Source organism: Paeniglutamicibacter sp. ORCA_105, from assembly GCF_045798545.1.
GTDB lineage: Bacteria > Actinomycetota > Actinomycetes > Actinomycetales > Micrococcaceae > Paeniglutamicibacter > Paeniglutamicibacter sulfureus.
This window is the reverse complement of sequence record NZ_JBIXLM010000003.1, coordinates 117,980-141,574: the sequence shown is the minus strand read 5'-3', so window position 1 is coordinate 141,574 and position 23,595 is coordinate 117,980. Positions and strand designations below refer to the sequence as shown.

23 protein-coding genes and 1 tRNA gene are annotated in these 23,595 nt (G+C 64.6%); 22 read left to right on the top strand and 2 right to left on the bottom strand.

What is annotated here, in order from left to right:
* The first annotated feature begins 26 nt into the window (after nt 1-26).
* The 21 genes from rplU to ACIPUB_RS02545 all read left to right on the top strand — a co-directional run bounded on the left by rplU (nt 27) and on the right by ACIPUB_RS02545 (nt 20,559).
* On the top strand, nt 27-335 hold the full coding sequence (gene rplU / locus ACIPUB_RS02645; protein WP_264269065.1) for a 50S ribosomal protein L21: 309 nt from the start codon (nt 27-29) through the stop codon (nt 333-335).
* Nucleotides 336-383: 48 nt separating this feature from the next.
* On the top strand, nt 384-638 hold the full coding sequence (gene rpmA / locus ACIPUB_RS02640; protein WP_217387816.1) for a 50S ribosomal protein L27: 255 nt from the start codon (nt 384-386) through the stop codon (nt 636-638).
* A 154-nt stretch (nt 639-792) separates the two neighbouring features.
* Nucleotides 793-2,364, top strand: a complete 1,572-nt coding sequence (gene obgE, locus ACIPUB_RS02635; RefSeq protein WP_407605934.1) for a GTPase ObgE — start codon at nt 793-795, stop codon at nt 2,362-2,364.
* 9 nt (nt 2,365-2,373) lie between these two features.
* The gene (gene proB, locus ACIPUB_RS02630; RefSeq protein WP_310287776.1) at nt 2,374-3,513 is read left to right on the top strand and encodes a glutamate 5-kinase; all 1,140 of its coding nucleotides are present in this window, start codon (nt 2,374-2,376) and stop codon (nt 3,511-3,513) included.
* Nucleotides 3,514-3,621: 108 nt separating this feature from the next.
* Nucleotides 3,622-4,941: a glutamate-5-semialdehyde dehydrogenase gene (locus ACIPUB_RS02625; protein ID WP_310287774.1), complete on the top strand. Its 1,320-nt coding sequence runs from the start codon at nt 3,622-3,624 to the stop codon at nt 4,939-4,941.
* A gap of 103 nt (nt 4,942-5,044) precedes the next feature.
* A complete protein-coding gene (locus tag ACIPUB_RS02620; protein ID WP_310287769.1) occupies nt 5,045-5,269 on the top strand; it encodes a hypothetical protein in 225 nt (74 codons plus the stop codon).
* Nucleotides 5,262-5,903 carry a nicotinate-nucleotide adenylyltransferase gene (gene nadD / locus ACIPUB_RS02615; protein WP_264269203.1) on the top strand — a complete coding sequence of 214 codons (642 nt, stop codon included), beginning with the start codon at nt 5,262-5,264 and terminating at the stop codon, nt 5,901-5,903. Before ACIPUB_RS02620 ends, nadD begins: the two co-directional genes overlap by 8 nt.
* A gap of 21 nt (nt 5,904-5,924) precedes the next feature.
* Nucleotides 5,925-7,631 carry a hypothetical protein gene (locus ACIPUB_RS02610; RefSeq protein ID WP_407605933.1) on the top strand — a complete coding sequence of 569 codons (1,707 nt, stop codon included), beginning with the start codon at nt 5,925-5,927 and terminating at the stop codon, nt 7,629-7,631.
* A gap of 39 nt (nt 7,632-7,670) precedes the next feature.
* The gene (gene rsfS, locus ACIPUB_RS02605) at nt 7,671-8,084 is read left to right on the top strand and encodes a ribosome silencing factor (protein WP_310287764.1); all 414 of its coding nucleotides are present in this window, start codon (nt 7,671-7,673) and stop codon (nt 8,082-8,084) included.
* A 72-nt stretch (nt 8,085-8,156) separates the two neighbouring features.
* Nucleotides 8,157-8,232 (top strand) — tRNA-Ala (locus ACIPUB_RS02600).
* A 241-nt stretch (nt 8,233-8,473) separates the two neighbouring features.
* Nucleotides 8,474-9,079: a hypothetical protein gene (locus ACIPUB_RS02595; RefSeq protein ID WP_407605932.1), complete on the top strand. Its 606-nt coding sequence runs from the start codon at nt 8,474-8,476 to the stop codon at nt 9,077-9,079.
* Nucleotides 9,076-9,624, top strand: a complete 549-nt coding sequence (locus ACIPUB_RS02590) for a hypothetical protein (protein WP_407605931.1) — start codon at nt 9,076-9,078, stop codon at nt 9,622-9,624. The genes ACIPUB_RS02595 and ACIPUB_RS02590 overlap by 4 nt, the downstream gene beginning before the upstream one ends.
* Nucleotides 9,625-9,695: 71 nt before the next feature.
* Nucleotides 9,696-10,046: a zinc ribbon domain-containing protein YjdM gene (locus tag ACIPUB_RS02585; protein WP_310287757.1), complete on the top strand. Its 351-nt coding sequence runs from the start codon at nt 9,696-9,698 to the stop codon at nt 10,044-10,046.
* 644 nt (nt 10,047-10,690) lie between these two features.
* Complete coding sequence (locus tag ACIPUB_RS02580) at nt 10,691-11,452, top strand: YggS family pyridoxal phosphate-dependent enzyme (RefSeq protein WP_310287755.1); 762 nt, start codon at nt 10,691-10,693, stop codon at nt 11,450-11,452.
* An 852-nt stretch (nt 11,453-12,304) separates the two neighbouring features.
* Complete coding sequence (gene nrdH / locus ACIPUB_RS02575; protein ID WP_217387827.1) at nt 12,305-12,550, top strand: glutaredoxin-like protein NrdH; 246 nt, start codon at nt 12,305-12,307, stop codon at nt 12,548-12,550.
* A 48-nt stretch (nt 12,551-12,598) separates the two neighbouring features.
* On the top strand, nt 12,599-13,081 hold the full coding sequence (gene nrdI, locus ACIPUB_RS02570; protein ID WP_407605930.1) for a class Ib ribonucleoside-diphosphate reductase assembly flavoprotein NrdI: 483 nt from the start codon (nt 12,599-12,601) through the stop codon (nt 13,079-13,081).
* Complete coding sequence (nrdE, locus tag ACIPUB_RS02565; protein ID WP_310287750.1) at nt 13,078-15,219, top strand: class 1b ribonucleoside-diphosphate reductase subunit alpha; 2,142 nt, start codon at nt 13,078-13,080, stop codon at nt 15,217-15,219. The genes nrdI and nrdE overlap by 4 nt, the downstream gene beginning before the upstream one ends.
* Nucleotides 15,220-15,349: 130 nt before the next feature.
* Complete coding sequence (gene nrdF / locus ACIPUB_RS02560; protein WP_264269051.1) at nt 15,350-16,324, top strand: class 1b ribonucleoside-diphosphate reductase subunit beta; 975 nt, start codon at nt 15,350-15,352, stop codon at nt 16,322-16,324.
* A 417-nt stretch (nt 16,325-16,741) separates the two neighbouring features.
* On the top strand, nt 16,742-18,892 hold the full coding sequence (locus ACIPUB_RS02555; protein ID WP_407605929.1) for a penicillin acylase family protein: 2,151 nt from the start codon (nt 16,742-16,744) through the stop codon (nt 18,890-18,892).
* Nucleotides 18,889-19,497, top strand: coding sequence for a GNAT family N-acetyltransferase (locus ACIPUB_RS02550; RefSeq protein ID WP_407605928.1), 609 nt, complete (start codon nt 18,889-18,891; stop codon nt 19,495-19,497). The genes ACIPUB_RS02555 and ACIPUB_RS02550 overlap by 4 nt, the downstream gene beginning before the upstream one ends.
* Before the next feature lie 426 nt (nt 19,498-19,923).
* On the top strand, nt 19,924-20,559 hold the full coding sequence (locus ACIPUB_RS02545) for a dihydrofolate reductase family protein (RefSeq protein ID WP_310287741.1): 636 nt from the start codon (nt 19,924-19,926) through the stop codon (nt 20,557-20,559).
* Between the two features lie 67 nt (nt 20,560-20,626).
* Here ACIPUB_RS02545 and ACIPUB_RS02540 read toward each other — a convergent pair whose 3' ends face one another.
* Complete coding sequence (locus ACIPUB_RS02540; RefSeq protein ID WP_310287738.1) at nt 20,627-21,229, bottom strand: XRE family transcriptional regulator; 603 nt, start codon at nt 21,227-21,229, stop codon at nt 20,627-20,629.
* A gap of 112 nt (nt 21,230-21,341) precedes the next feature.
* On the opposite strand from ACIPUB_RS02540, the gene ACIPUB_RS02535 reads away from it, so the two are divergent.
* Complete coding sequence (locus ACIPUB_RS02535) at nt 21,342-22,319, top strand: NAD(P)/FAD-dependent oxidoreductase (protein WP_407605927.1); 978 nt, start codon at nt 21,342-21,344, stop codon at nt 22,317-22,319.
* A 92-nt stretch (nt 22,320-22,411) separates the two neighbouring features.
* Here ACIPUB_RS02535 and ACIPUB_RS02530 read toward each other — a convergent pair whose 3' ends face one another.
* Nucleotides 22,412-23,590: a serine hydrolase domain-containing protein gene (locus ACIPUB_RS02530; protein ID WP_310287733.1), complete on the bottom strand. Its 1,179-nt coding sequence runs from the start codon at nt 23,588-23,590 to the stop codon at nt 22,412-22,414.
* Nucleotides 23,591-23,595 lie beyond the last annotated feature (5 nt).

The following is a 23,595-nucleotide window of genomic DNA, read 5'->3' as shown; positions in this document are numbered from 1 at the left end:
AACGTCGAGTAGAAGTGAGTACCCACGTGGTGTACGCAATTGTCCGCGCTGGCGGCCGCCAGGAAAAGGTTTCTGTTGGAGACCTCGTTACCCTTGACCGCCTGAAGGCTGCCCCCGGCGCCTCCATTGAATTGCCAGCCCTGTTGCTGGTTGACGGCGAGAAGGTAACTTCGGCAGTCGATGAGCTTGCCAAGGTCAAGGTGACCGCCGAGGTCATTGAGAACCTTCGCGGCCAGAAGATTGTCATCCAGAAGTTCAAGAACAAGACCGGTTACAAGAAGCGCCAGGGCTTCCGCTCTATGCTGACCAAGGTCAAGGTCACCTCGATCGCTTAATTGCGGTTGATTCCAAGAATTCTCATTACCTGAAGGTAGGCATTTTCAATGGCACATAAGAAGGGCGCGAGTTCCACTCGCAACGGTCGCGATTCCAACGCCCAGTACCTTGGCGTCAAGCGCTTCGGTGGTCAGGTCGTTTCGGCCGGCGAAATCATCGTTCGCCAGCGTGGCACCCACTTCCACCCGGGCGCCGGCGTGGGACGTGGCAAGGACGACACCCTGTTCGCACTTGAAGCCGGGGCTGTCGAATTCGGCACCCGTCGCGGCCGTAAAGTCGTGAACATCGTTACCGCTGGCTAATTAGCGCGTAACCGCATTCATTACACTGTAGAGGGTGGGCCGCACGGCTCACCCTCTATGTGTTTTTCCAAAACCCCCAGCGTTTTCCGCACCGCGCCCCTCGGGCAGGCAGCGGAAGACGCCACCCCCCTTTTTTTGCTAGGAGCTTTCAACCGTGGCAGCCTTTATCGACCGAGTGGTCCTCCATGTCTCCGGTGGTTCCGGTGGGCACGGCTGTGTCTCCATCAAACGCGAAAAGTTCAAGCCCCTGGGCGGACCCGACGGCGGCAGCGGCGGCAACGGCGGTGACGTGATCCTGCGCGTTGACGCCCAGACCACCACCCTGCTGTCCTACCACCACTCGCCCCACCGCCACGCCGGAAACGGCGAAGGCGGCAAGGGCGACCTGCGCCCCGGCAAGAACGGCGAGACCCTGGTCCTGCCCGTGCCCGAGGGCACCGTGGTGAAGACCCGCGACGGCGACATCCTCGCCGACCTCATCGGTGACGGATCCGAATACATTGTTGCCTCCGGCGGCCTGGGCGGCCTGGGCAACGCAGGGCTCTCCAGCCAGCGCCGCAAGGCCCCCGGCTTCGCGTTGCTGGGCACCCCCGGCACCGCCGCCGAGGTCATCCTCGAACTCAAGTCCGTCGCCGACGTCGCCCTGGTGGGCTACCCCTCGGCCGGCAAGTCCTCGCTGATCGCCGCGCTCTCCGCCGCACGGCCCAAGATCGCCGACTACCCCTTCACCACCTTGGTTCCGAACCTTGGCGTGGTCCAGGCCGGGGAAGTCCGCTACACCGTGGCCGACGTGCCTGGCCTGATCCCGGGTGCCTCGCAGGGCCGCGGCCTGGGTCTTGAATTCCTGCGCCACGTCGAGCGTTGCGCCGCCCTGGTGCACGTGCTCGACTGCGGCGCCCTGGAAACGGACCGCGACCCGGTCGCCGACCTGGAGACCATCCAGGCTGAACTCGACGCCTACGAGGTCGATTCCTCGTTTGCCGGTGCCGATGGCCAGATCATCCCGCTGAACGAACGCCCGCGCCTCATCGCCCTGAACAAGGTCGACATGCCCGACGGACGCGACATGGCCGAATTCGTGCGCCCGGAACTGGAGAAGCGCGGCTACCGCGTCTTCGAGGTCTCGGCCATGAGCCGCGAGGGGTTGCGCGAGCTCTCCTTCGCCATGTCCGAACTCGTCACCGAGGCCCGCGCCAAGATCGAGGCCGCCCCGTTGCCCGTGCCCGTTGAGGTGTTGCGCCCGCGGGCCACCAAGGCCAGCAAGGCAGGGTTCGTCATCCGCAAGGAGGAGCGCAACCTCGAGCCACTCTTCCGCGTGATCGGCGAAAAACCCGAGCGCTGGATCATGCAGACCGACTTCCGCAACGACGAGGCCGTTGGCTACCTCGCCGACCGCCTGGCCAAGCTCGGCGTCGAAAACCAGCTCTACAAGCTCGGCGCCAAGCCCGGCGATGCCGTGGTGATTGGCTCCGAGGTCGACGCCGTGGTCTTCGACTGGGAGCCGACAATGGCCGCCGGCGCCGAGCTGCTTGGTTCGCGCCGTGGACAGGACGAACGCCTGGCAGAATTTGCCGCGCGCCCCTCCCGCGAGCAGAAGAAGGCGGAGCACGAGGCGCGCAAGGGCGCCAAGGCAGCTGCCCGCGAGGACCTGGAAGCCGAGCGCAAGGCCGGAATCTGGACGGAGTCTGTCAACTACAAGCACCAGCTACCCAAGTCCGGGGAGTAAAACAGCACCGTGCGCGCCACAAACCATCCCTCGGGCATCACCCAGCGACAAGACCTGCCGCGTGCCTCGCGCATCGTGGTCAAGGTCGGTTCCTCGTCCCTGACCACGCTGGCCGGGGGGATCTCGGAGGAAGCGTTAAGCTCCCTCGTCGACCGACTCGCGGCAGTCAACACCGCGGGAACCGAGCTGATCCTGGTGTCCTCCGGGGCGATCGCCGCCGGTCTGGCGCCCCTGGACCTGGGGCGCCGCCCGCGCGACCTGGCCACCCAGCAGGCAGCTGCCTCGGTGGGCCAGGGGCTGCTCATGGCCAGATACACCCAGGCGTTTTCCGCCCACGGCGTCACCGTCGGCCAGGTGCTGCTCACCGCCGACGACCTGATCCGCCGCCAGCAGTACGCCAATGCGTTCCGGGCGCTGAACCGGTTGCTGGCGCTGGGTGTCGTGCCGATCGTGAACGAAAACGACACCGTCGCCACCCACGAGATCCGCTTCGGCGACAATGACAGGCTCGCCGCCCTGGTGGCGCACCTGGTCAAGGCCGACGCGCTGCTGCTGCTTTCCGACGTCGACGCCGTCTACGACGCACCGCCGAACGCCGGGGGAGTGCGCGTGTCCCGGGTCGATCGCGCCGAGGACCTGGCGAGCTTGCGCATCGGGTCCACCGGGGGAGCCGGGCTGGGCACCGGGGGCATGGCCACCAAGGTCGAGGCCGCCACCATGAGCGCCGAATCGGGCATCCCCGCCCTGGTGACCTCCACCGCGAACGCGGCGGCTGCACTGGCCGGGGCGGACGTGGGAACCTGGTTCTCCGCCCGCGGCGGTCGGCGCTCCACCCGGATGCTGTGGCTCGCGCACCTGGCCACCACCCAGGGACGACTGCTGTTGGATGCCGGTGCCGTGCGTGCCGTCGCCTCTGGCGTCGCCTCGCTGCTGCCTGCAGGGATCACCGGGATCAATGGCTCCTTCGAGGCCGGGGACGCGGTGGAAATCACCGACGCCGCCGGACTGGTCATTGCCCGCGGACTGGTGAACTTCTCCTCGGCCGAATTGCCGCAGATGCTCGGCCGCTCCACCCGGGAGCTCGGCGAGGACCTGGGCAGCCAATTCGAACGTGCGGTGGTGCACGTCGACGACCTCGTCGTTGTCTAGCCGATCCGTTCGCGAAAGCCGCCGCCCGCGAACGGCGCGACGCCTCTGCCCGCCACCATGCTTAACATGGGGGCGGGCTTCGTCGCATCCACCGTAGAATAGGTGATCATGAGCCAGAACATCGACGCATCGCAGAATCTTTCCTCCGTGGACGGGACCGCCGCCGGCATCCAGGATGCCCGGGTTGCCGTGGGCAAGCTGGCCGACCGGGCCCGTTCCGCATCGCGCGTGCTGGCCCGCGCCGACCGCAATTGGAAGGACCGCGCGCTGCTGGCCATTGCCGCATCGCTGGATACCCACCGCGCATCCGTGATCAAGGCCAACGCCAAGGACATCGCCGCGGGAAAGGCCAACGGGACCTCCGACGCGCTGCTGGACCGGCTCAAGCTCAACGACAAGCGCGTGGACGCACTGATCGCCGCGCTCGAGGAACTGGCCGGGCTGCCGGATCCCGTGGGCACCGTGCTGCGCGGCCAGACCCTGCCCAACGGGCTGCGGCTGCGCCAGGTCCACGTCCCGATGGGCGTAATCGGCGCGATCTACGAGGCGCGCCCCAACGTCACCGTCGACATTGCAGGGCTCGCCCTGAAGAGCGGAAACGCAGTGCTGCTGCGCGGTGGCAGCGCCGCGGCGCACTCCAACGTGGCGCTGCTGGCCTTGATCCGCGACGCCCTGGAATCGGTCGGGCTGCCCGCCGACGCCGTGGCCTCGGTGGATGCCTGGGGCCGCGACGGCGCCGACGCCATGATGGGTGCCCGCGGCCAGATCGACGTGTTGATCCCGCGCGGCGGCCGCGAGCTGATCCAGCGCGTGGTCACCACCGCCAGCGTCCCGGTCATCGAGACCGGCGAGGGCAACGTGCACATCTACCTCGACGAATCGGCCGATGCCTCCATGGCCGTGCCGATCCTGCTCAACGCCAAGACCCAGCGCCCCTCGGTGTGCAACACCGTCGAGACACTGCTGCTCAATGCCAATGCCAAGGCCTCCGGCGAGGTCCTCGCCGCCCTGCACAAGGCCGGGGTGCGCCTGCACGTCGATGCACGCGCCAAGGCGCTTGCCGGTTCGACCCCCACGATCGATGCGCAGGAGTCCGACTGGGACACCGAGTACATGGACCTGGACCTCGCCGTTGCCGTGGTCGATGACCTGGGTGGTGCCATCAAGCACATCCGCAGGCACAGCACCGGGCACACCGAGGCGATCCTGACCAACGATCTTTCCCACGCCGAGCGCTTCATTGCCGAGGTTGATTCGGCCGCGGTGATCGTCAACGCCTCCACCCGCTTCACCGACGGCGGTCAGCTGGGCCTGGGCGCCGAGGTCGGCATTTCCACGCAGAAGATGCATGCGCGCGGCCCCATGGGACTGCGCGAGCTCACCACCACCAAGTGGATTGTGCAAGGCGATGGGCATGTTCGTTCGTAGCCGCGTGCCAAGGTGGGTACGATAGAGGCTAACGAGTCATAAAAGTTACAAGACAGTGCCGTGCACGCATGTGCGCGTCCGGCACGCAACAACCTGGAGAAACATGTTTACCCAGTCCCTGAATGTGGCCATTGCCGCTGCCGAAAGCACCGGTGGCGGCATGTCCACCGAAACGCAGGCCCTGATTGTCGGAGGCGGCATCTTCGTGGTCTTCATGCTGCTGCTGTTGATCGCCATGTCGTACTCCAACGTCGCAAACCGCCACGACGTCAAGGCCGAGCCCGAGGACACGCACCGCACGCACGCAAACAAGCACGGCCATCACTAGCCGTCTCGAGGCCGAACGAACGGACCGCCCATTTCGCCTGGGCGTCATGGGCGGCACGTTCGATCCGATCCACCACGGCCACCTCGTGGCCGCCAGTGAAGTCGCAGCCGTCTTCGACCTCGACGAGGTCGTATTCGTTCCCACCGGGGAGCCCTGGCAGAAACTTGACCGCGACGTGGCTCCGGCCGAACATCGCTACCTGATGACGGTGATCGCCACTGCGGCGAACCCCCGCTTCACGGTGAGCCGGGTGGACATCGACCGTCCCGGCCCCACATACACGATCGACACGTTGCGGGACCTGCGCGCACAGCGTCCCGACGCGGAGTTGTTCTTCATCACCGGCGCGGACGCCATGGCCCAGATCCTGGGCTGGAAGGACGCCGAGGAGCTCTGGCAGCTGGCCCATTTCGTGGGGGTCACCAGGCCGGGCCACGAATTGCCGGTGCTGGACCGCAACGACGTCTCGTTGATGGAAGTGCCGGCCATGGCGATTTCCTCGACGGATTGCCGGGAACGGGTGCGGACCGGACATCCGGTGTGGTACCTGGTGCCCGATGGCGTGGTGCAGTACATCGCCAAGTACAAGTTGTACAACGACAAGAACAACGCAGTAAGCAACGGCCAGGACTAGAGACGGCCGGGAATGGACAAGATGAGCGACGAGACCGGGCCCGCGCTCAGCAGGCGAGCCCTGCGGGAGCAGCGACGTGCCGAGGCCGAAGCGAAGCTTGCCCAAGAGCAGGCGTCGGGCCAGCCGCCCGCGAGCCCTGCCGGCAAGACGGCGGCCGCCCAGCCTTCCGCTCCCGCCTCCCCGGCGGCGGCGACTCCTGCGCCTGCGCCGAAATCCCCTGCGCCGTCGGCCAAGGCTCCCGCCCCGGCGGCCAAGACCCCGGCACCTGCAGCGAAGACGCCTGCACCCAAGGCTCCTGCACCGGCCGCGAAGAGCCCTGCACCGGCCGCCAAGTCCGCGGCGAAACCGTTAAGTACGACACCGGCCGCCGCCGCACCTAAGCCGGTGCCGGAGCCCGAAGAACCCGTTCGCAGCCGCCGCGCCGCCGCCGGGGAAGTCGATGCCGTTTCGCAGCGCACCGAACGAACATCCCTGCAGCGCGCCCGCGACCGCGAAGCCCTGCGCACCCGCCGCCGGCTGGAGCAGGAAGTCTCCGAGCTTTCCCCCAAGGATCCGTCGCCGGGCGACGATCCCGCGCCGTTGACCCGCAAGCAGATGCGCCTCCAGGCGCTCGGCACCGCCAAGGAAGCGGGTTCCGTCGCCAAACCGGGCACGGCGACCCAGGCTCCTGAAGCAGGGCCGCAGGCCGATGCTGCGTCCAAGCCCGCGGACGCCAAGCCAGCGGATGGCAAGCAAACGCCCGCCAAGCCCGCGGCGTCCGGGCCTGCAGCCGCCAAACCTGCAGCCGCCACGAAGCCTCCAGTCAAGACACCCGCGAAGCCCGCCGCTGCAAAACCACCCGTTGGCCCCCCGGTTCCTTCTCCCGGAACGGCGCCGCAGATGAGCGTGGAGGACGCGCTTGCGCTTCGTCGGCGCTCCGGTGGGGCGGCCCCAAGCGAGCCGTTGCTGATCCAGCCCGAAGAGGACCTGGGCGAAGTGGACCTGGAGGTCCTGGCACAGCAGCGCGAACTCGCCGCCCGCGCCGCCATCATTTCCCGCCGCGCAGCCGAACGCCAGCGCATGCAGGAAGAAAACACCCAGCGTGCCGGCGCCCGCCGCTCGGACCCCTTCACCGGGGCGATGAACCACCTCCGCGAAGAGGACATCGAAAAGAAGCTGGTCAACACCGGCGTCTCGGGTCCGCTGACGCGCGGCTACAACATTGCCATGACCGACCAGGGCACCATCGTCGAGGGCCGCCAGGCCCCCGCGGCCCCGGCCACAAAGACTCCGGCTTCAGCGCCCCACGCGCAGAAGCCGACGACCCCGGCAGCGAAAGCCCCGGCGGTCACACCTGCGCACAAGCCAAAGGCTGCTACTCCGGCCCAGGCACCGGCTCGCGACTCCACGTCGCCCGCCGCTTCACAAGCTGCCGCAGCAGCACCGGCACGGACGGCGGCGGCGAAAGCCGCGGCCGCCGCACCCGCCGGCCCCAGGCCTTCCGTGGCCCCGGGCGTCGGCAAGGCAGTGGAAGCACCCGATACCAAGGATGCCCCCGCCGAAAATGTTGGGCCTTCTCTGGCTCGCCCACCCGTGCGTGCCGTGCGCGCGCAGGGGCTTGAGCCACTGGATGTGCAGACCGCCGGAATGCGCCGTGCCAACAACATGTACTTGATGGTCATCGCGGCTTTGTCCGTTGGAGGCGCGGCACTCGTTGCCGGTCTCATCATGTTCCTGAACTCAAACTAGCGCCCACCGCGTCGCACCCAATTCTCAAGGAGAACCCCCATGAGCGCCCACGAACATTCCATCGACCTGGTGCAGACAGCTGCCCTTGCCGCAGCCGAGAAGCAGGCTGAAAACCTCGTCGCATTGGACGTTTCCGAACGCCTCGGCGTCACCGATGCATTCCTGATTGCCTCGGCTGCCTCCGAGCGCCAGGTCAATTCGATCGTCGACGAGATCGAAGACAAGCTCGCCGAGAAGTTCGAGATCCGTCCGGTTCGCCGCGAGGGCCGCGGCCAGGGCCGCTGGGTCCTGCTGGACTACTCGGATGTCGTCATCCACGTCCAGCACAACGAAGACCGCGTTTTCTACGCCTTGGAGCGCCTCTGGGGCGACTGCCCGGTTATCGAACTGCCGACCACGGGCGAGCCGGCCACCGACATGTCGCACATCGAAACGCTCCCGGATTCGCTCTAGGCCCCTCGATTTGCGCCACACGTTTTGTGTGGCCTATGATGGTTGAGTTGCCCGCAAGGGCGGCTCTCATTTGGGGGTATGGCGCAGTTGGTAGCGCGTCTGCATGGCATGCAGAAGGTCAGGGGTTCGAATCCCCTTACCTCCACCAAAATGTATGAATGAAAAGGTCTCCGGCTTCGGCGGGGGCCTTTTCGCTTCCCCGGGGCCCAGTCGTGCCCCGGTTCGGGCCACGGAAGCGCGACGGTGCTCCGCTCGTGGCCGGGCATGTTCGGAGAAGCCCTTCGTTTCCTGCCAGATGGTGCCGGGGCACTGGCATGGGCCGACCTTTGTGAAACGATCAACAAGCCTTAGGCATTGTGAATGATGCTACAAGCCTGTAAGTTTGTGTCATGATTGTCATCACCATAGACCAGCGTAGGTCCCGCTCGGGGCCGGACAAGGTCGAATCCCTGCTGCGCCGACTGGACGGTGAGTACAACGCGGTGCGGGGATTCGAGAGAACCGCGGGCGATGAGCTGCAAGGAGTGCTCGACGACGGTGTCATGGCCGTTGCCTTGGCCTTGGACGTTGCACACACGGGGGAGTGGAGCGTGGGAATCGGTGTGGGGTCGGTGCAGACCCCGATGCCCCGGGAAACCCGGGCGGGGCGGGGCCCGGCCTTTGAATATGCGCGGGATGCGGTTGAGCGGGCAAAGAATTCAAGTGGCGCCCTGGCGCTGTCCGGCCCAGGGCCGGAAGCGGAGCGGATCGAAGCCGAACTGCAGCTCCTCACTCTGGTCAACGCGCGACGAACCAAAACGTCGGCAGAGGCCGGCACACTGGTGTCACAGGGCCTGACCCAGCAGCAGGTCGCTGCGCGCCTAGAAATCTCGCAGCAGGCCGTTTCGGCCCGTCTGGCTTCGGGGCTCTGGTATGAGACCGCCAGGCTCACCAACTTGGCGGGTCGGGCGCTGACAGACTATTCGATGACGATGGAAGGCGGGCAGGGTTCATGAGCTGGATTGCCTTGGCATTCCTGGTCGTTGTTGTTCCGTTGGGCACCCCTAGATACTTTGCGGATTCCGGCTTTCGCTGGCCGCTGCAGCAGTCGGCCACCAGCTACCTGCTCGTGGCCGTGCTTGGTCTGGCAGGTCTTGCCGCTGCGATCGGCGGCCACCTTCCCGTGGCATCCTCCATTCCCCATGAACTTGTGGTCGTGGCCAGTGTTGCGGCTGCAACCCTGGGCGGAGGGCCGGTCACCGAAACGGTCTTCCGGCTTGCGGCTTTTAAAAGGGCCGCCGGGGACGACGCTTACGATGAGGTGGAGCCGAGTCCGCTGCGCGGAGGCATGTGGATCGGGTTGCTGGAACGCGCGGCAATAGCCTCGACTCTGTGGGCCTCCTGGCCCGAGGGCCTGGCGGTGGTTCTGGCAGTGAAGGGACTGGGACGGTTTTCCGAGCTTAAGCAACACGCGGCCGCGGAGCAGTTCATTCTGGGAACCTTCGTCAGCGTTCTGTGGGCATGCGCAGCAGTTGGTGTGGGGCGGCTCATCGGTCTATAGGCCGGGACGTACTTCCGCGTGGGGTTTGCGGCCAGACCGACGAGTTCCGGGGTCGTACTAGAATGATGGGCATGACTGACGTATTGCCATCGTGCCCGCAGTGTTCAAGCCCCTATACATACGAAATGGGCGCGCTGCTGGTTTGCCCCGAGTGCGCCCACGAATGGTCGGCCGAAGCTGACGCAGTGGATGAGCCGAAGGAAGCTGTTATCAAGGATTCCGTCGGCAAGGTGCTTTCCGACGGCGATACCGTCACCATCGTCAAGGACCTGAAGGTCAAGGGGCAGGCCCAGTCCATCAAGGTCGGCACCAAGGTGCGCAACATCCGTCTGGTCAACGGCGTCGACGGCCACGACATCGACTGCAAGGTCGATGGGTTCGGGCCCATGCAGCTCAAGTCTTCCGTCGTAAAAAAAATCTAATACGCCGCATTCAACCATTTGCCAAGCGCCACCTCTCCAACGATGGAGGGGTGGCGCTTTCCTTTGGACTGCAACTGAACCAGTCGACCAGTCATGAGTCCGGCTCCTGTCGGTGACCCACGTTGGCGGTGGCGTCGGCCAGGCCCCTGCGCCTGGATGCCATACGCGCGTTGCCATCGCTAGGCCAGCTGGAGAGCACGACGGCAATGCCCCGAGGCGTCTTGGATGTACCGAGCGCCGCCGTAAGGCATTCCAGGGGGCGTCCACGATCATCTGGGCCATGGGATACCGCCAGGATTATTCATGAATCGAGGGGCTTGGGGCAGATGAGAACGGCTATCCATTCCACCGCAAGGGCGTCAGTACCGGGATTTCCGGACTGGGTTTCTCGGCATTCCGTTCCGATACGGACTTACTTCCGGCATCATGGGTGGGGCCGGTCGCGACGCGCGCCACCTTGCGCGCCAGTTGGATCCCGGCCCCGCGGTGGTGGCCAAAATGGGGAGCGCGCCAGATGGGGGAGGGACAGCGAGCGGGTAAGCCAAGGCCCGGGCGGGACATGCTATGTTGGCGTTGGTGCACTGGCCATCCTAAACGATGCGCCATGCCTTCGAAGCTCCTCATCGTGAAAGACTTTCCCCTCCATGACACAGTCGCTGAACTCCTCCAACCCTGCCGCCGCCCAGGCCAACTCAATCGACGATTTCAAGCAAAATCTCGCCTCTGTCAGGTCCCGGATCGATGCCGCGGCGCGGAAGGCCGGGCGGGACCCCGCCTCGATCCGGTTGTTGCCGGTTAGCAAGACCGTGCCGGAGGACCGCCTTCGCCTGGCTATCGCGGCGGGCATGGACTTCCTGGGGGAAAACAAGGTCCAGGAGGTGGCTCGAAAGGCGGAACTCCTGGCCGACATACCGGGACTGAAGTTCTCCGTCATTGGAAGCCTGCAAACCAACAAGGCAAAATTCGTGGCGAAGTATGCAGACGAATTCCAGGCGCTTGACAACCTTCGCCAGGCGGAAGCCCTGCAACGCCGGCTCGAAGTCGAGGACCGCCAACTCGATGTCTTTGTCCAAGTCAATACGTCCGACGAGGAAAGCAAGTCCGGCCTTGCGCCGGACGACGTTCGGGAATTCGTGAATCAGCTGCCCCAGTTTGACCGGCTCCACGTCAAGGGCCTGATGACGCTCGCATTGTTCAGTGACGACAGCGAAGCGGTTCGCGCATGTTTCGTGCGACTGCGGGAACTCCGGGACTCACTGCGCGAGAGCGTGCCCGCCGAAATGTCCATCGAGGAACTGTCCATGGGCATGAGTGGCGACTTTGAGCTGGCCATTGCAGAGGGTGCGACAGTGGTGCGTGTGGGACAGGGAATCTTCGGCGCTCGGGCGCTGCCTGTCGCCGGCTAGCCTGCACGGAGCAGTCCGAACCCCTCGGGTTTCGCCGCAATCGGGAGCAATTCGCCGCAAATGCTCCGACCGCCGCGGCAACACTCGGGATTCTTGACCTAAACGGGGTTGGTGGTGGCGGATTCCCGGTTCGTTGGGACCGCGACTGCGGCGGGCTATTCATCTTTTGCCGACACTCGGAACCAAGTCTCCAGTCATGCACCGACCTACGTTGGAAACTGGACAAGCTTGCCTTTTATCCGCTTCAATTCCCTCGCCTTCGTGCTGGTGCGCGAAGGGATCGTGCGTCGGTCGTTCATCCAATTTCCAGCCGCCTCAGGGGCAAATCTTTTTCAAGAGTGCGGCCCTCGACAAGATGCAATTTTTGTGGGGGAAAGTGCGGCGTTTGGCGGCCCTGGCTACCACCAGTAGTGGTAGCGTTCGTGCTGTCGGACCATATCTAGTGATTTGGCGCCATGTGCTCGACACGCCGTGCTGAACGACACGCCAGTTCTTTAATCTGTGGTCGATTGTTCCACAGGGTGTGGATAGATTTTCTAGTTCGCTGGATTCATGCGGTTTAAAGGCTGCTCTTTATCCACAAGGCTTGTGGACAGGCGTGGGGTCGAATGACAGGGGTGTAATACATCATGTTGGGGTCTAACGCCCCGAGCCCCACTAGATGTAGTATTGAATTAGCTGGCGAGGCCTAGTGCGCGAACCGCCGGAATACGGAGAAATGTACGAATCCCCGCCTCTTGAGGGCTCAACCGCCGTCGGAGCAAAACGTTCGTATGTCTCTTCCCGCGGGGAATGCGCATAGGGACCCAGCCACTTCACATACACAGATTTTGCACGAGGGGATTTACGGATATGACCGTCACGGTTTACACGAAGCCAGCATGCGTACAGTGCAACGCAACCTACCGAGCTCTTGATAAGAAGGGCATCGTCTACCAGAGCGTTGACATTTCGCAGGATCCCGCTGCTCTGGAGCGCGTACGCGCCCTGGGCTACATGCAGGCACCTGTCGTCATCACCGATGCCGACCACTGGTCGGGCTTCCGACCGGACAAAATTGATGAGCTGGCCCAGGATTTGAGCTCCTCCGTGGCCTAACCAGCCACCTCCAGCGTTACCGATTCCAGTGATTTCGAGGCGATCAAGATGCCTGCTTCATCGTTGGCAACACCGCCAATGCATGATCACGCCTTTCCGGCAGAGGTACTTACCACCAGCAAATTGATCTATTTCTCCTCCGCTTCGGGCTATACCCACCGATTCGTGGGGAAACTGGGTCTGGAATGCGCTCGCATTCCGTTGCTGAACCACGAACCGCACTTGGTGGCGGCTGAGCCGTATGTGCTACTGCTTCCCACCTATGGCGGTGAAAAGGGCGAAAGATCAATACCACCGCAAGTCGTCAAGTTCCTCAACGATGCGCGCAACCGAAACCTATTACGAGGCGTAATTGGGGCCGGAAACACAAACTTTGGAACCACATATTGCTTGGCCGCAATCAAGATCGCAGCCAAATGCAGCGTTCCGCTTCTATATAAATTTGAGCTCATGGGCACTCCAGAAGATGTGACCCGGGTTCGCGAAGGATTGGAAGTCTTTTGGACACGAAAGTCGCAGTACCTGAAATGAAGCAGGATTCTAAGGAATTGCCGGCCGCTTTTCAGGGCCTGGGTTATCACGAGCTGAACGCCATGCTGAACCTTTACGGGGCAGATGGGCGGATCCAGTTCGAGGCCGATCGTGCCGCGGCACGCCAGTACTTCCTGGAGCACGTGAACAACAACACCGTGTTCTTCCACGACCTGGATGAGAAACTCGAATACCTGGTCAAGCACGAGTACTACGAGCGCGAGACGCTCGATCAGTACACGATGAACTTCATCCGCGACCTCTACCGCGGTGCCTACGCCAAGAAGTTCCGCTTTGAGACCTTCCTGGGTGCCTTCAAGTTCTACACCTCGTACACGCTGAAGACCTTTGACGGCAAGCGTTACCTTGAGCGCTACGAAGACCGCGTCTGCATGGTTGCACTGCACCTGGCCCGCGGCAACGAGGAAATGGCAGTCGCCCTGGTCAACGAGATCATCGAGGGACGATTCCAGCCCGCCACCCCGACGTTCCTGAACGCCGGCAAGGCCCAGCGCGGTGAACTCGTCTCCTGCTTCCTGCTGCGCATCGAAGACAACATGGAGTCGATCTCCCGCGGCATCAACTCCTCGCTGCAGCTGTCCAAGCGCGGCGGCGGCGTTGCCCTCTCGCTGACCAACGTCCGCGAGCACGGCGCCCCGATCAAGCAGATCGAGAACCAGTCCTCCGGTGTCATCCCCGTGATGAAGCTCCTCGAAGACAGCTTCTCCTACGCCAACCAGCTGGGCGCACGCCAGGGTGCAGGTGCCGTGTACCTCAACGCGCACCACCCGGACATCCTGCGCTTCCTGGACACCAAGCGCGAGAACGCGGATGAGAAGATCCGCATCAAGACCCTGTCCCTGGGTGTCGTGGTTCCGGACATCACCTTCGATTTGGCCCGCAAGAACGAGGACATGTACCTCTTCTCGCCGTATGACGTCGAGCGCGTCTACGGCGTTCCGTTCAGCGACATCTTCGTCACCGAGAAGTACTACGAGATGGTCGATGACGCGCGCATCAAGAAGACCAAGATCAACGCCCGCGAGTTCTTCCAGACCCTGGCGGAGATCCAGTTCGAGTCCGGCTACCCGTACATCATGTTCGAGGACACCGTAAACCGCGCCAACCCGATCAAGGGCAAGATCTCGATGAGCAACCTGTGCTCGGAGATCCTGCAGGTCTCGACTCCCTCGGAGTACAACGAGGACCTGGGCTACAAGACCGTGGGCAAGGACATCTCCTGCAACCTCGGCTCGATGAACATCGCCAAGGCGATGGACGGCAAGGACCTCGGGGCCTCGATCGAGACCGCTATCCGCGCTCTGTCCGCAGTCTCGGACATGTCCTACATCAACTCGGTTCCCTCGATCGCCCAAGGTAACGCCAAGACCCACGCCATCGGCCTGGGACAGATGAACCTGCACGGCTACCTGGCCCGCGAACGCGTCCACTACGGCTCCGAAGAGGGGTTGGACTTCACCAACATCTACTTCTACACCGTGGTGTTCCACGCGCTGCGTGCCTCGAACAAGCTCGCGATCGAAACCGGGGAGGCCTTCGACGGCTTCGCGGATTCGAAGTACGCCTCGGGCGAGTTCTTCGACAAGTACACCGACCAGGAATGGGTCCCGGCCACCGAGCGAGTGCGCGAGCTCTTTGCCGGCATCGACATCCCGACGCAGGACGACTGGCGTGCGCTGAAGGCCTCCATTATGGAGCACGGCATCTACAACCAGAACCTGCAGGCCGTCCCGCCGACCGGTTCGATCTCCTACATCAACAACTCGACCTCCTCCATCCACCCGGTGGCGGCGAAGATCGAGATCCGCAAGGAAGGCAAGATCGGCCGCGTCTACTACCCGGCCCCGTACCTGGACAACGACAACCTGGAGTACTACCAGGATGCCTATGAAATCGGCTACGAGAAGATCATCGACACCTACGCGGTTGCCACCCAGCACGTGGACCAGGGCCTGTCCCTGACCTTGTTCTTCAAGGACACGGCCACCACGCGCGACATCAACAAGGCGCAGATCTACGCATGGAAGAAGGGCATCAAGACGCTCTACTACATCCGCCTGCGCCAGCTGGCACTCGAGGGAACCGAAGTCGATGGTTGCGTCAGCTGCATGCTCTAGTCGCAGCCGTTTCACCCCCGGTTGCCAGGTCGCGATAACCTAACAACCGAATGCGTACGGCGGCGGGTTCCAACCCGCCGTCGTACGCGCACCCGTTACAACCAAAAACTTAGCAAGAAGAGGGACGGAAATGACTGAGAAGCTGAAGCTGGCCAGCCACGTCGAAGCCATCAACTGGAACCGCATCCAGGACGACAAGGACGTCGAGGTGTGGAACCGACTGGTCAACAACTTCTGGCTGCCGGAGAAGATCCCGCTGTCCAACGACGTCCAGTCGTGGAACACGCTCACCGAGCCCGAGAAGCTGCTGACCATGCGCGTCTTCACCGGCCTGACCCTGCTGGACACCCTGCAGGGAACCGTCGGCGCCGTCTCGCTGATCCCCGATGCGCTCACCCCGCACGAGGAAGCCGTTTACACGAACATCGCGTTCATGGAGTCCGTGCACGCCAAGAGCTACTCGTCGATCTTCTCGACCCTATGCTCGACCAAGGAAATCGACGACGCATTTCGCTGGTCCACCGAGAACGAGAATCTGCAGAAGAAGGCGCAGATCATCGAGAGCTACTACTACGGTGAAGACGCGCTGAAGCGCAAGATCGCCTCGACCCTGCTCGAGTCGTTCCTGTTCTACTCCGGCTTCTACCTGCCGATGTACTGGTCTTCCCGCGCCAAGCTGACAAACACCGCAGACCTGATCCGGCTGATCATCCGCGACGAGGCCGTGCACGGCTACTACATCGGCTACAAGTTCCAGAAGGGCCTGGAGGGACTTTCGGAGGAGCGCAAGCAGGAGCTGAAGGACTACACCTTCGAGCTCATGTTCGAGCTGTACGAGAACGAGGTCCAGTACACCCACGACCTCTACGACGGTGTCGGCCTGGCCGAGGACGTCAAGAAGTTCCTGCACTACAACGCCAACAAGGCGCTGATGAACCTGGGCTACGAAGCCATGTTCCCGGCATCGGTCACCGATGTTAACCCGGCGATCCTTTCGGCACTGAGCCCGAACGCCGACGAGAACCACGACTTCTTCTCCGGCTCGGGTTCCTCGTACGTGATCGGCAAGGCCGTCAACACCGAAGACGAGGACTGGGACTTCTAGGTCCCACCCCAACCACATCGGCCCGAGGGCGCCGGCTTCACCGCAACGGTGAAGTCGGCGCCCTCGGTGATTTTCAAGTTAGGTGGCGAAAACCGCTGGCGTTCCTATCCGGTCGCCAGCGGTTTCGTGGTTAACGATTCGCCTGTGAAGTGCGTCGTGCCGGTATTCCCGCAATGCCGAGACGGGGGTCCTGCACGGCGTCGAGCCGTCTGAAAGTCAGGATGAAAGTTCCGTCCGCGGGATCGGGGTCCACCAGGACGCGGCAGCGCCGAGGTGAAATTCTGGGACCCAGGCCCTTGGGGCATGCCAGCTGCGCTTCATACAACACTCCTTCACGCAACGCCCCGGTTTTGAGTAGGCGCCCCAGTCATCTATCTTTGACTAAAGTAAGCCTAACCTAACTTCGAGAGTGCCCCTGTGACAAAGACGCCTGACCCCGCCGTCCCCGGCAACCACACCTCCGGCAATGCCCCGGGCGCAGGCACTTACCGCGATGCCTGGGGGATCCCGCATCTGCGTGCCGATTCCGCGGACCAGCTGGCGCGCCTGCAGGGCGTGAACGCCGCCACGGACCGTTCATGGCAGATCGAACTGGAACGCTGGCGCTCCGAGGGACGCACCGCTGAAATGCTGGGCGCCGACGGCCTGCCATGGGACCGTTTCTCCCGGCAGTGCAGGCTCGACGACACTGCGCGTCGCTGCTTCGCGGCCCTCGACGCCGACACACAGCGCTGGTGCACCAGCTTCGTGGCCGGCATCAACCAGGCGCTCGAGGCCGGGGTGCGCGGAGGACCGGAATTCGAGGAGTCCGGCACCGCTCCGGCACGGTGGAACCCGTGGACCCCCCTGGGGGTGTTTCTCGTCCAGCACATCCTCTTCTCCACGTTCCCGAACAAGCTCTTCCGCGCCCATGTCGCCCGGACCCTCGGACCAGACGCCGTTGACCTGTTCAGCATCGAGGCCCCGGTGTTCTCCGGCAGCAATGCCTGGGCCGCCCATGGGTCGGCAACCGCGGGCGGATCCCCGCTGATCGCCGGCGATCCGCACCGCCTGCTGGAGCTGCCCGGCGTCTACCAGCAGGTTCACCTTTCCTGTCCGGAATTCGACGCAGTCGGCTTCGCCTTCCCCGGTGTTCCGGGTCTTCCGCACTTCGGCCACACCGGCCACACCGCCTGGGCCATCACCAACGCCATGGCCGATTACCAGGACCTCTTCGAAGAAGAGCTGCGCCGGAGCGAAGACGGCATCCAGGCCCGCGGCCCCCTGGGCTGGGAATCCGCGGTCGCGGGCGTCGAGATGATCTTGGTCCGAGGCGGCGAGTCCGAGGACGTGGAGGTTATCGAGACTACCCGCGGTCCGGTCATCGCCGGGGGGCTAAATGGTGGCGCGTTGAGCCTGCGGATGCCGGCCCGGGTCGAGCGGCGGCTGGGTTTCGATGCACTCCTGCCGCTGCTGCGCAGCCGCCGCGTCGACGAGGTGGAGACGGCGCTGCAACGGTGGGTGGAGCCGGTGAACAGCGTTCTCGCCGCGGACACCGAAGGAACTGTCCGGCACTTCCTCGCCGGGTTGGTGCCGGAGCGGAACCACGAGAACCGGCGCGTGCCGGTGCCGGCGGCCTCGCCCGAGCATGCCTGGGACGGCAGCTATGTTCGGCTGCCGAGGACCGGGGTGGACCGTTTTGAGGTGAGCGCCAACGACCGCGAAGCAGGCGGCGGGGACGCCGTCGGGATGGAATTCGCCCCCGCCCACCGCGCCCGGCGGATCCGCGAACTCCTGGAAGCCCCGGAGGCCGCACCCCTCACCGTGGACGCCATGCAGGCCATCCATTCGGACACCCTGCTCGGCTCGCTGCCCGCCTTTCGTGCCCTGCTGAAATCGCTCGATGCCGGTGTGTTGCCGCCCGCCGCCGCCCGGCTCCGCTCCCGCATCCTCGAATGGGACGGCCACATGTCCTCGGACAGTCCCGACGCAGGGGCGTTCGCCGCGTGGCGCTCGGCCTTGGTCCACGGGATTGCCCGGCATCCTGCCCTGGAGCCGTTGGCCGGAGCACACGGGTATGCGCCGCTGTTCGGGCCGTGGCTTTCCGTGGCGTCCCGGGTGGGCTTCGCCGTTGAGACCCTGTTGCTTCGCGGCACGGAGCTGGGGATCGACCCTGCGGTGGAGGCCGCCGCGGCCCTGGCCGAGGCCTCCGCCGGATCGGAGCAAAAGTGGGGCGAGCGACACACGCTCCTTGCCGTGCACGAGCTCCCCGACAGGCTCGCGTCCCGAGTCCCGACCGCGGCCCTTTCCGGGGACACCGGCTGCGTGCTCTCCACCGAGTCCCTGCCCGGTGTCGAGGACCGCAGCTTCCGCGGCCCGGTGGCCCGCTACGTCTGGGACCTCGCGGACCGCGCCAATTCCCGCTGGGTCGTCCCGTTTGGCGCGGACGGCAACCCTGAAAGCCCCCATTTTTCCGACCAACTGCCGCTCTGGGCGGCCGGAGGCCTCGTTCCGGTCATCACGGACTGGAACCTGCTGGTCAAAGACCCCTCTCTTGCCACGGAACCCCCATCCGGAAGGACCCCATGAAAACCACCCCCACAACGGCCCGGGATCTCGGCCTTCGCACCGCCCTCTACACCGAGGACCTCGAATCCTGGGGGACGGTACGGATCGTGCCGCTGTCCCCGGAGGGAGACCTCGACCTCATCCACGGTTGGGTTACGCAGGACCGTGCCCGGTTCTGGGGCATGACCCAGTACTCCCGCAGCGACGTCCTGGAGGTCTACCAGTTCCTCGAGTCGCTTGAGACGCACCACGCGTTCCTGGTGCTGCTCGATGGCGAACCGGTGGCCCTCTTCCAGACCTACGAGCCACTGCATGATCCCGTGGGCGAGGCCTACCCTGCCCGGGTCGAGGACATCGGGATGCACCTGCTGCTGGCACCGGCCACCCGGCCCGTCCCGAATTTCACGCCTCGGCTGGTCACCTCGTTGATCAACTTCATGTTCGCCGACCCCGCCATCGACCGGATCGTGGTGGAACCCGATGCCCGGAATGACAAGGCAGTGCGTCGGCTGGAGGCCACGTGCTTCGAGCTCGGGCCCAAGATCCAGCTGGCGGAGAAGGAAGCGCAGTTGGCCTTCCTGGCCCGGGGGCGCTTCGAGCGCACGGAAACGTTGCGTACGCGCTAGGACTTGACCCGTGGATGATGTGGATGCAGCATTCACAGTGTCGCTGGTCGCCGGGTTGGTTGGCGGAGCTGATTTCTCAATGCCATGGCCGCACACAGCGGGCTCTTCGCTGCCTGTTGCGTGCTTTCGGGGCTCGACCCTGCGCCCGGGGGAGCCGCGGAAGTGAAATCTTCTCCATGAGTCAATTCGGGGTTCCCTCTATTTCGCGAGCACTTGCTAAATGAGGCACTGACCCTATTTCGCGAGCACTTTTGATGAGTCTCGCCGACCCCTTGAACTCAGATGGGACCGGGCCTAGCATTGCTGGCACGGGCACCGACAGAGCACCCGATTGTCGCGGTGCCGGTGAGGCCCGAAAACGAAATGGCCGTCCTCGGAAGAGGGGACCGGCAAAGGGCTACGTCGATTGGATCGGGGGAGAACGTCATGGGCGAGACTACGGCCGAGGCGTCGTCGGCGGAGCTGATGGTGGACCTGATCATTTCCCTGGACGGATACGCATCGGCCGAGGGATGGCCCGGCTGGTGGGGCCTGGAGGCACCGGAATACCTCGCCTGGCTCGAGCGGGAAGGGCAGAAGCAGTACACCTACCTCCTCGGCGCGAACACCTACCGGTTGATGTCCGCCATGTCAGAGGAGGCGGCGGCCGCGGATTCCGGATTCTCCGAGACCGAAGCCGCCAGTCTGACGGGCCTTGCCGACGTGCCCAAAGTCGTCTTCTCCTCGTCCCTGCGGGCGCCCCTGAGTTGGCCGAATTCGAGGCTGGTGGGCGGGGACGCGGTCGAGGCCGTGGCCGAGATGAAACGGAGCGGCAACGGGCCGATGAGCACCCTCGGTAGCCTCAGCCTGAGCCGGTCGCTATTGACCGCGGGACTCGTGGACCGCTTCCGGTTAGTCGTTTTTCCCGTGATCACGGGCAGGACCGGGAGGGAACGCATCTACGACGGGTATCCTGACGTGGCACTCGAAATGGTGGACAGCAGAACCTTCGACGGACGGCTTCAGCTGCTCGAATACGTCCCCACCGTGCTCAGCGGCCCGCCCGGCACCGCACCGAAGTGAGCCCATATTAGTGCGCCTGACTTTCAGCAGACGTGGGCCGGCAGGACAGCCCGACCCGCCGGGCGTGCTAGGAAACCGCAGGGGTCTTCCGTGTTGGCCTGGCCCGAACATGCATGCGTTCGCCCTGCGGGCCAAAGAGGCTGAGGAACTCCACGCCCTGCCCGTCCGCCAGCCCAAACCAGTGCGGGGTGTGCGTATCGAATTCCGCTGCCTCTCCGGCGGGCAGCACCAGGTCGTGGTCCCCGAGCCGCAACCTCAGGTTGCCCTTCAGGACATAGAGCCATTCGTAGCCCTCGTGGGTCGCCAGCGGCGGGTCGGCAACGGTTTTGCCGGCCGGGATCACGTGCTTGAACGCCTGGAGGCCGCCGCCGGACCCGCGGCTCAACGGCAGGATGGTCATGCCGTGGCGGACAATGGGCTTGATATGGATTCGCGGGTCCCCGGTGGCCGGAGCTCCCACGAGGTCGTCCAGGGGCACGCCGTGGGCGCGCGCCAGCGGCAAGAGCTGTTCCAGGGTGGGCCGGCGCTGGCCCGATTCCAACCGGGAGAGGGTGCTGACCGAGATGCCGGTCTGCGCCGAGAGCTCCTGCAGGGTGTGGTTGCTGCCGTTCCGCAGGCTGCGCAGCCGGGGCCCCACTTGTGCGAGGGTGCTGTCCATGTCTTGTTCCATGGTCCCATTTTGCCATAACGGCAAAAATGATTGCCAGAAGTTGGGGGATGGGTCCATGCTGGGTGGTGCACCGGATTTCCCCGGTGAAAACACGAACCAGGGAGCATGAACCATGAACACGACGCCGGATACATTCGACGTGGCCATCATCGGCGGGGGAGCGGCGGGACTGGCCGCAGCCCAGGCGCTGGGACGCTCGCGCCGCAGCGTCGTCGTCATCGATGCCGGGGAACCTCGCAACGCCCCGGCCGAGGGCGTGCACAACTTCCTCACGCGCGACGGACTGCCGCCGCGCGAGCTGCTCGCCCTCGGACGGAAAGAGGCGGAGGGCTACGGCGTCCGGTTCCGCGACGCCCGCGCTTCGGCGACCCGGCGGAACGCCGACGGGTTCGGGATCGAGTTGGACGACGGGACTATGCTCGCCGCCCGCAGGATCATCCTCGCCTCCGGGGTCAGCGACACGCTTCCGGAAGTCGAGGGACTGGAGGCGTACTGGGGGAAGAACGCGTTGCACTGCCCCTATTGCCACGGCTGGGAGGTCAGGGACCAGGACATTGCCGTCTTGGACAGCCCCTTCGCCGTCCATCAGGCCCTGATGTTCAGGCAGTTGAGCGATCGCGTCACCTTGTACACCGCGCCGGAGCGGGAATTCGATCCGATCGAGCGGGAAAAGCTGGAGGCACGGGGCATCGGCGTCGTGCCTCGGGAAATCATCGCAGTACGCGGCAACGACAACCACCTGTCCCACGTGGTCTTCCGGGACGGAGTCGAGCAGTCGGTCGATGCCCTGGTCGTCATGCCGCACTTCGCGGCCGGGGTCCCGGCCCTGTCGGGGCTGGGCCTGGAGGCGACGGCACACCCGTCGGGCATCGGCACGTACGTTGCCACCGACGAAATGGGCAAGACGGAAATCCCGGGTCTGTGGGCGGCGGGGAACACCCGTGACCCCATGGCCCAGGTGATGATGGCGGCCGCAGACGGGCTGCGCGTGGGCGCCATGGTCAACGCCGACCTCATCCAGGAAGAGACCGACGCGGCGGTGGCCGCCCTGCGCGCCGGTGCGGTTGCCGCGATCGGGCAACGTAGCTAGCCAAAAAAGAGAGGGTGCCATTCACCACCTGTTCGGCTGCGGATGCCCCCGATGTCTCCCGCTCGATACCTTCGGGCATCCAAGGATCGGGGTCAGACAATGCGAGCAAGGGCTCCCAGCAGGTCTTTGGCCCGGCGGTCCTGGTCTTCGGCAAGCATTTCGTTGGTCAAGAACGAGAATCCTATGTTCTTTCCCGGCCAGGCCCCATGCAATCCGCCACCGGCACCGGAATGCCCGAAGGCCGGGGCGACTGGGCCATAGGTTCCCAGGGGATCGGCCAACTCATAGCCAAGCCCGAAGCGCAGTGGCCGGTCATTGACTGCGTCTACGCCTTCGGACCAGGTCGCAGTGGAGGACGCCAGGGCCCCGGCGGACAACAGCGGTGAAAGTGGCCTGGCCAGTTGGGAATAGAGGGATGCCATTGCATCGGCGGTGCCAATGCCTCCGCCGGAGGCCATCTCCGCTCGCCTCATTTCCACGGAATTGAACGGATCGCCGATTCCGGTGAGGGAGCCCGCGTACATCCGATCCACGATCCTCCGCCGTTCCGGATCCTGCAGGAACGTGGAGATCGCATAATTCTCCGACCGGAAAATGGTGGCCAGTCGCCCGTCCAGTGATTCGGGTAGACCCAAGTGAATGTCCAGGTCCAGCGGCACCGCGAGCAATTCCCCAACCAGTTCACCCGGGCTCTTTCCCGTTACGCGGAAGAATAGCTCGGCCGCCAGGTACCCGTAGGTCAGTGCGTGGTAAGCGACCTTGGTGCCCGGTTCCCACAAGGGCGACTGAGCCGCCAGGACCGCTGCCACGGCCCGGTTGTCGTATCGCAGGCTATCGTCGGGGTCCGGGTCGACAAAGACGAGGCCAACGGTGTGGCTGAGCACTTGGGCGACGGTGACATCCTGCTTGCCGGCCCCCGCGAATTCGGGCCAGTACGAGGCGACGGTGGCTTCCGGGTCCAGGACGCGCCGATCAATCAGGATCGCGGCAATGGTGGCCATCAGGCCCTTGGTGCCGGAAAACAAGACTGCCATGGTTTTTTCGGACCACGCCTGACGAATTCCGGTGCCCGAAGCGGGGGTGGCACCGTTCTTGACCGTGGTGCCGCCGTAGAACCGGGCCAGGGGCTTGCCCTCTCGGTACACGCAGAAGGCCATGCCGCCTTCGGCCGCTGCCAGGTGCCGGGCGAAGACTCCTGACAGCATCTCGAACCCGGGCTGTGGCAGCCCGTCATTGTGGCGGGTCCGGGGTTTTTCACGTGACGTGTCCATGTTCT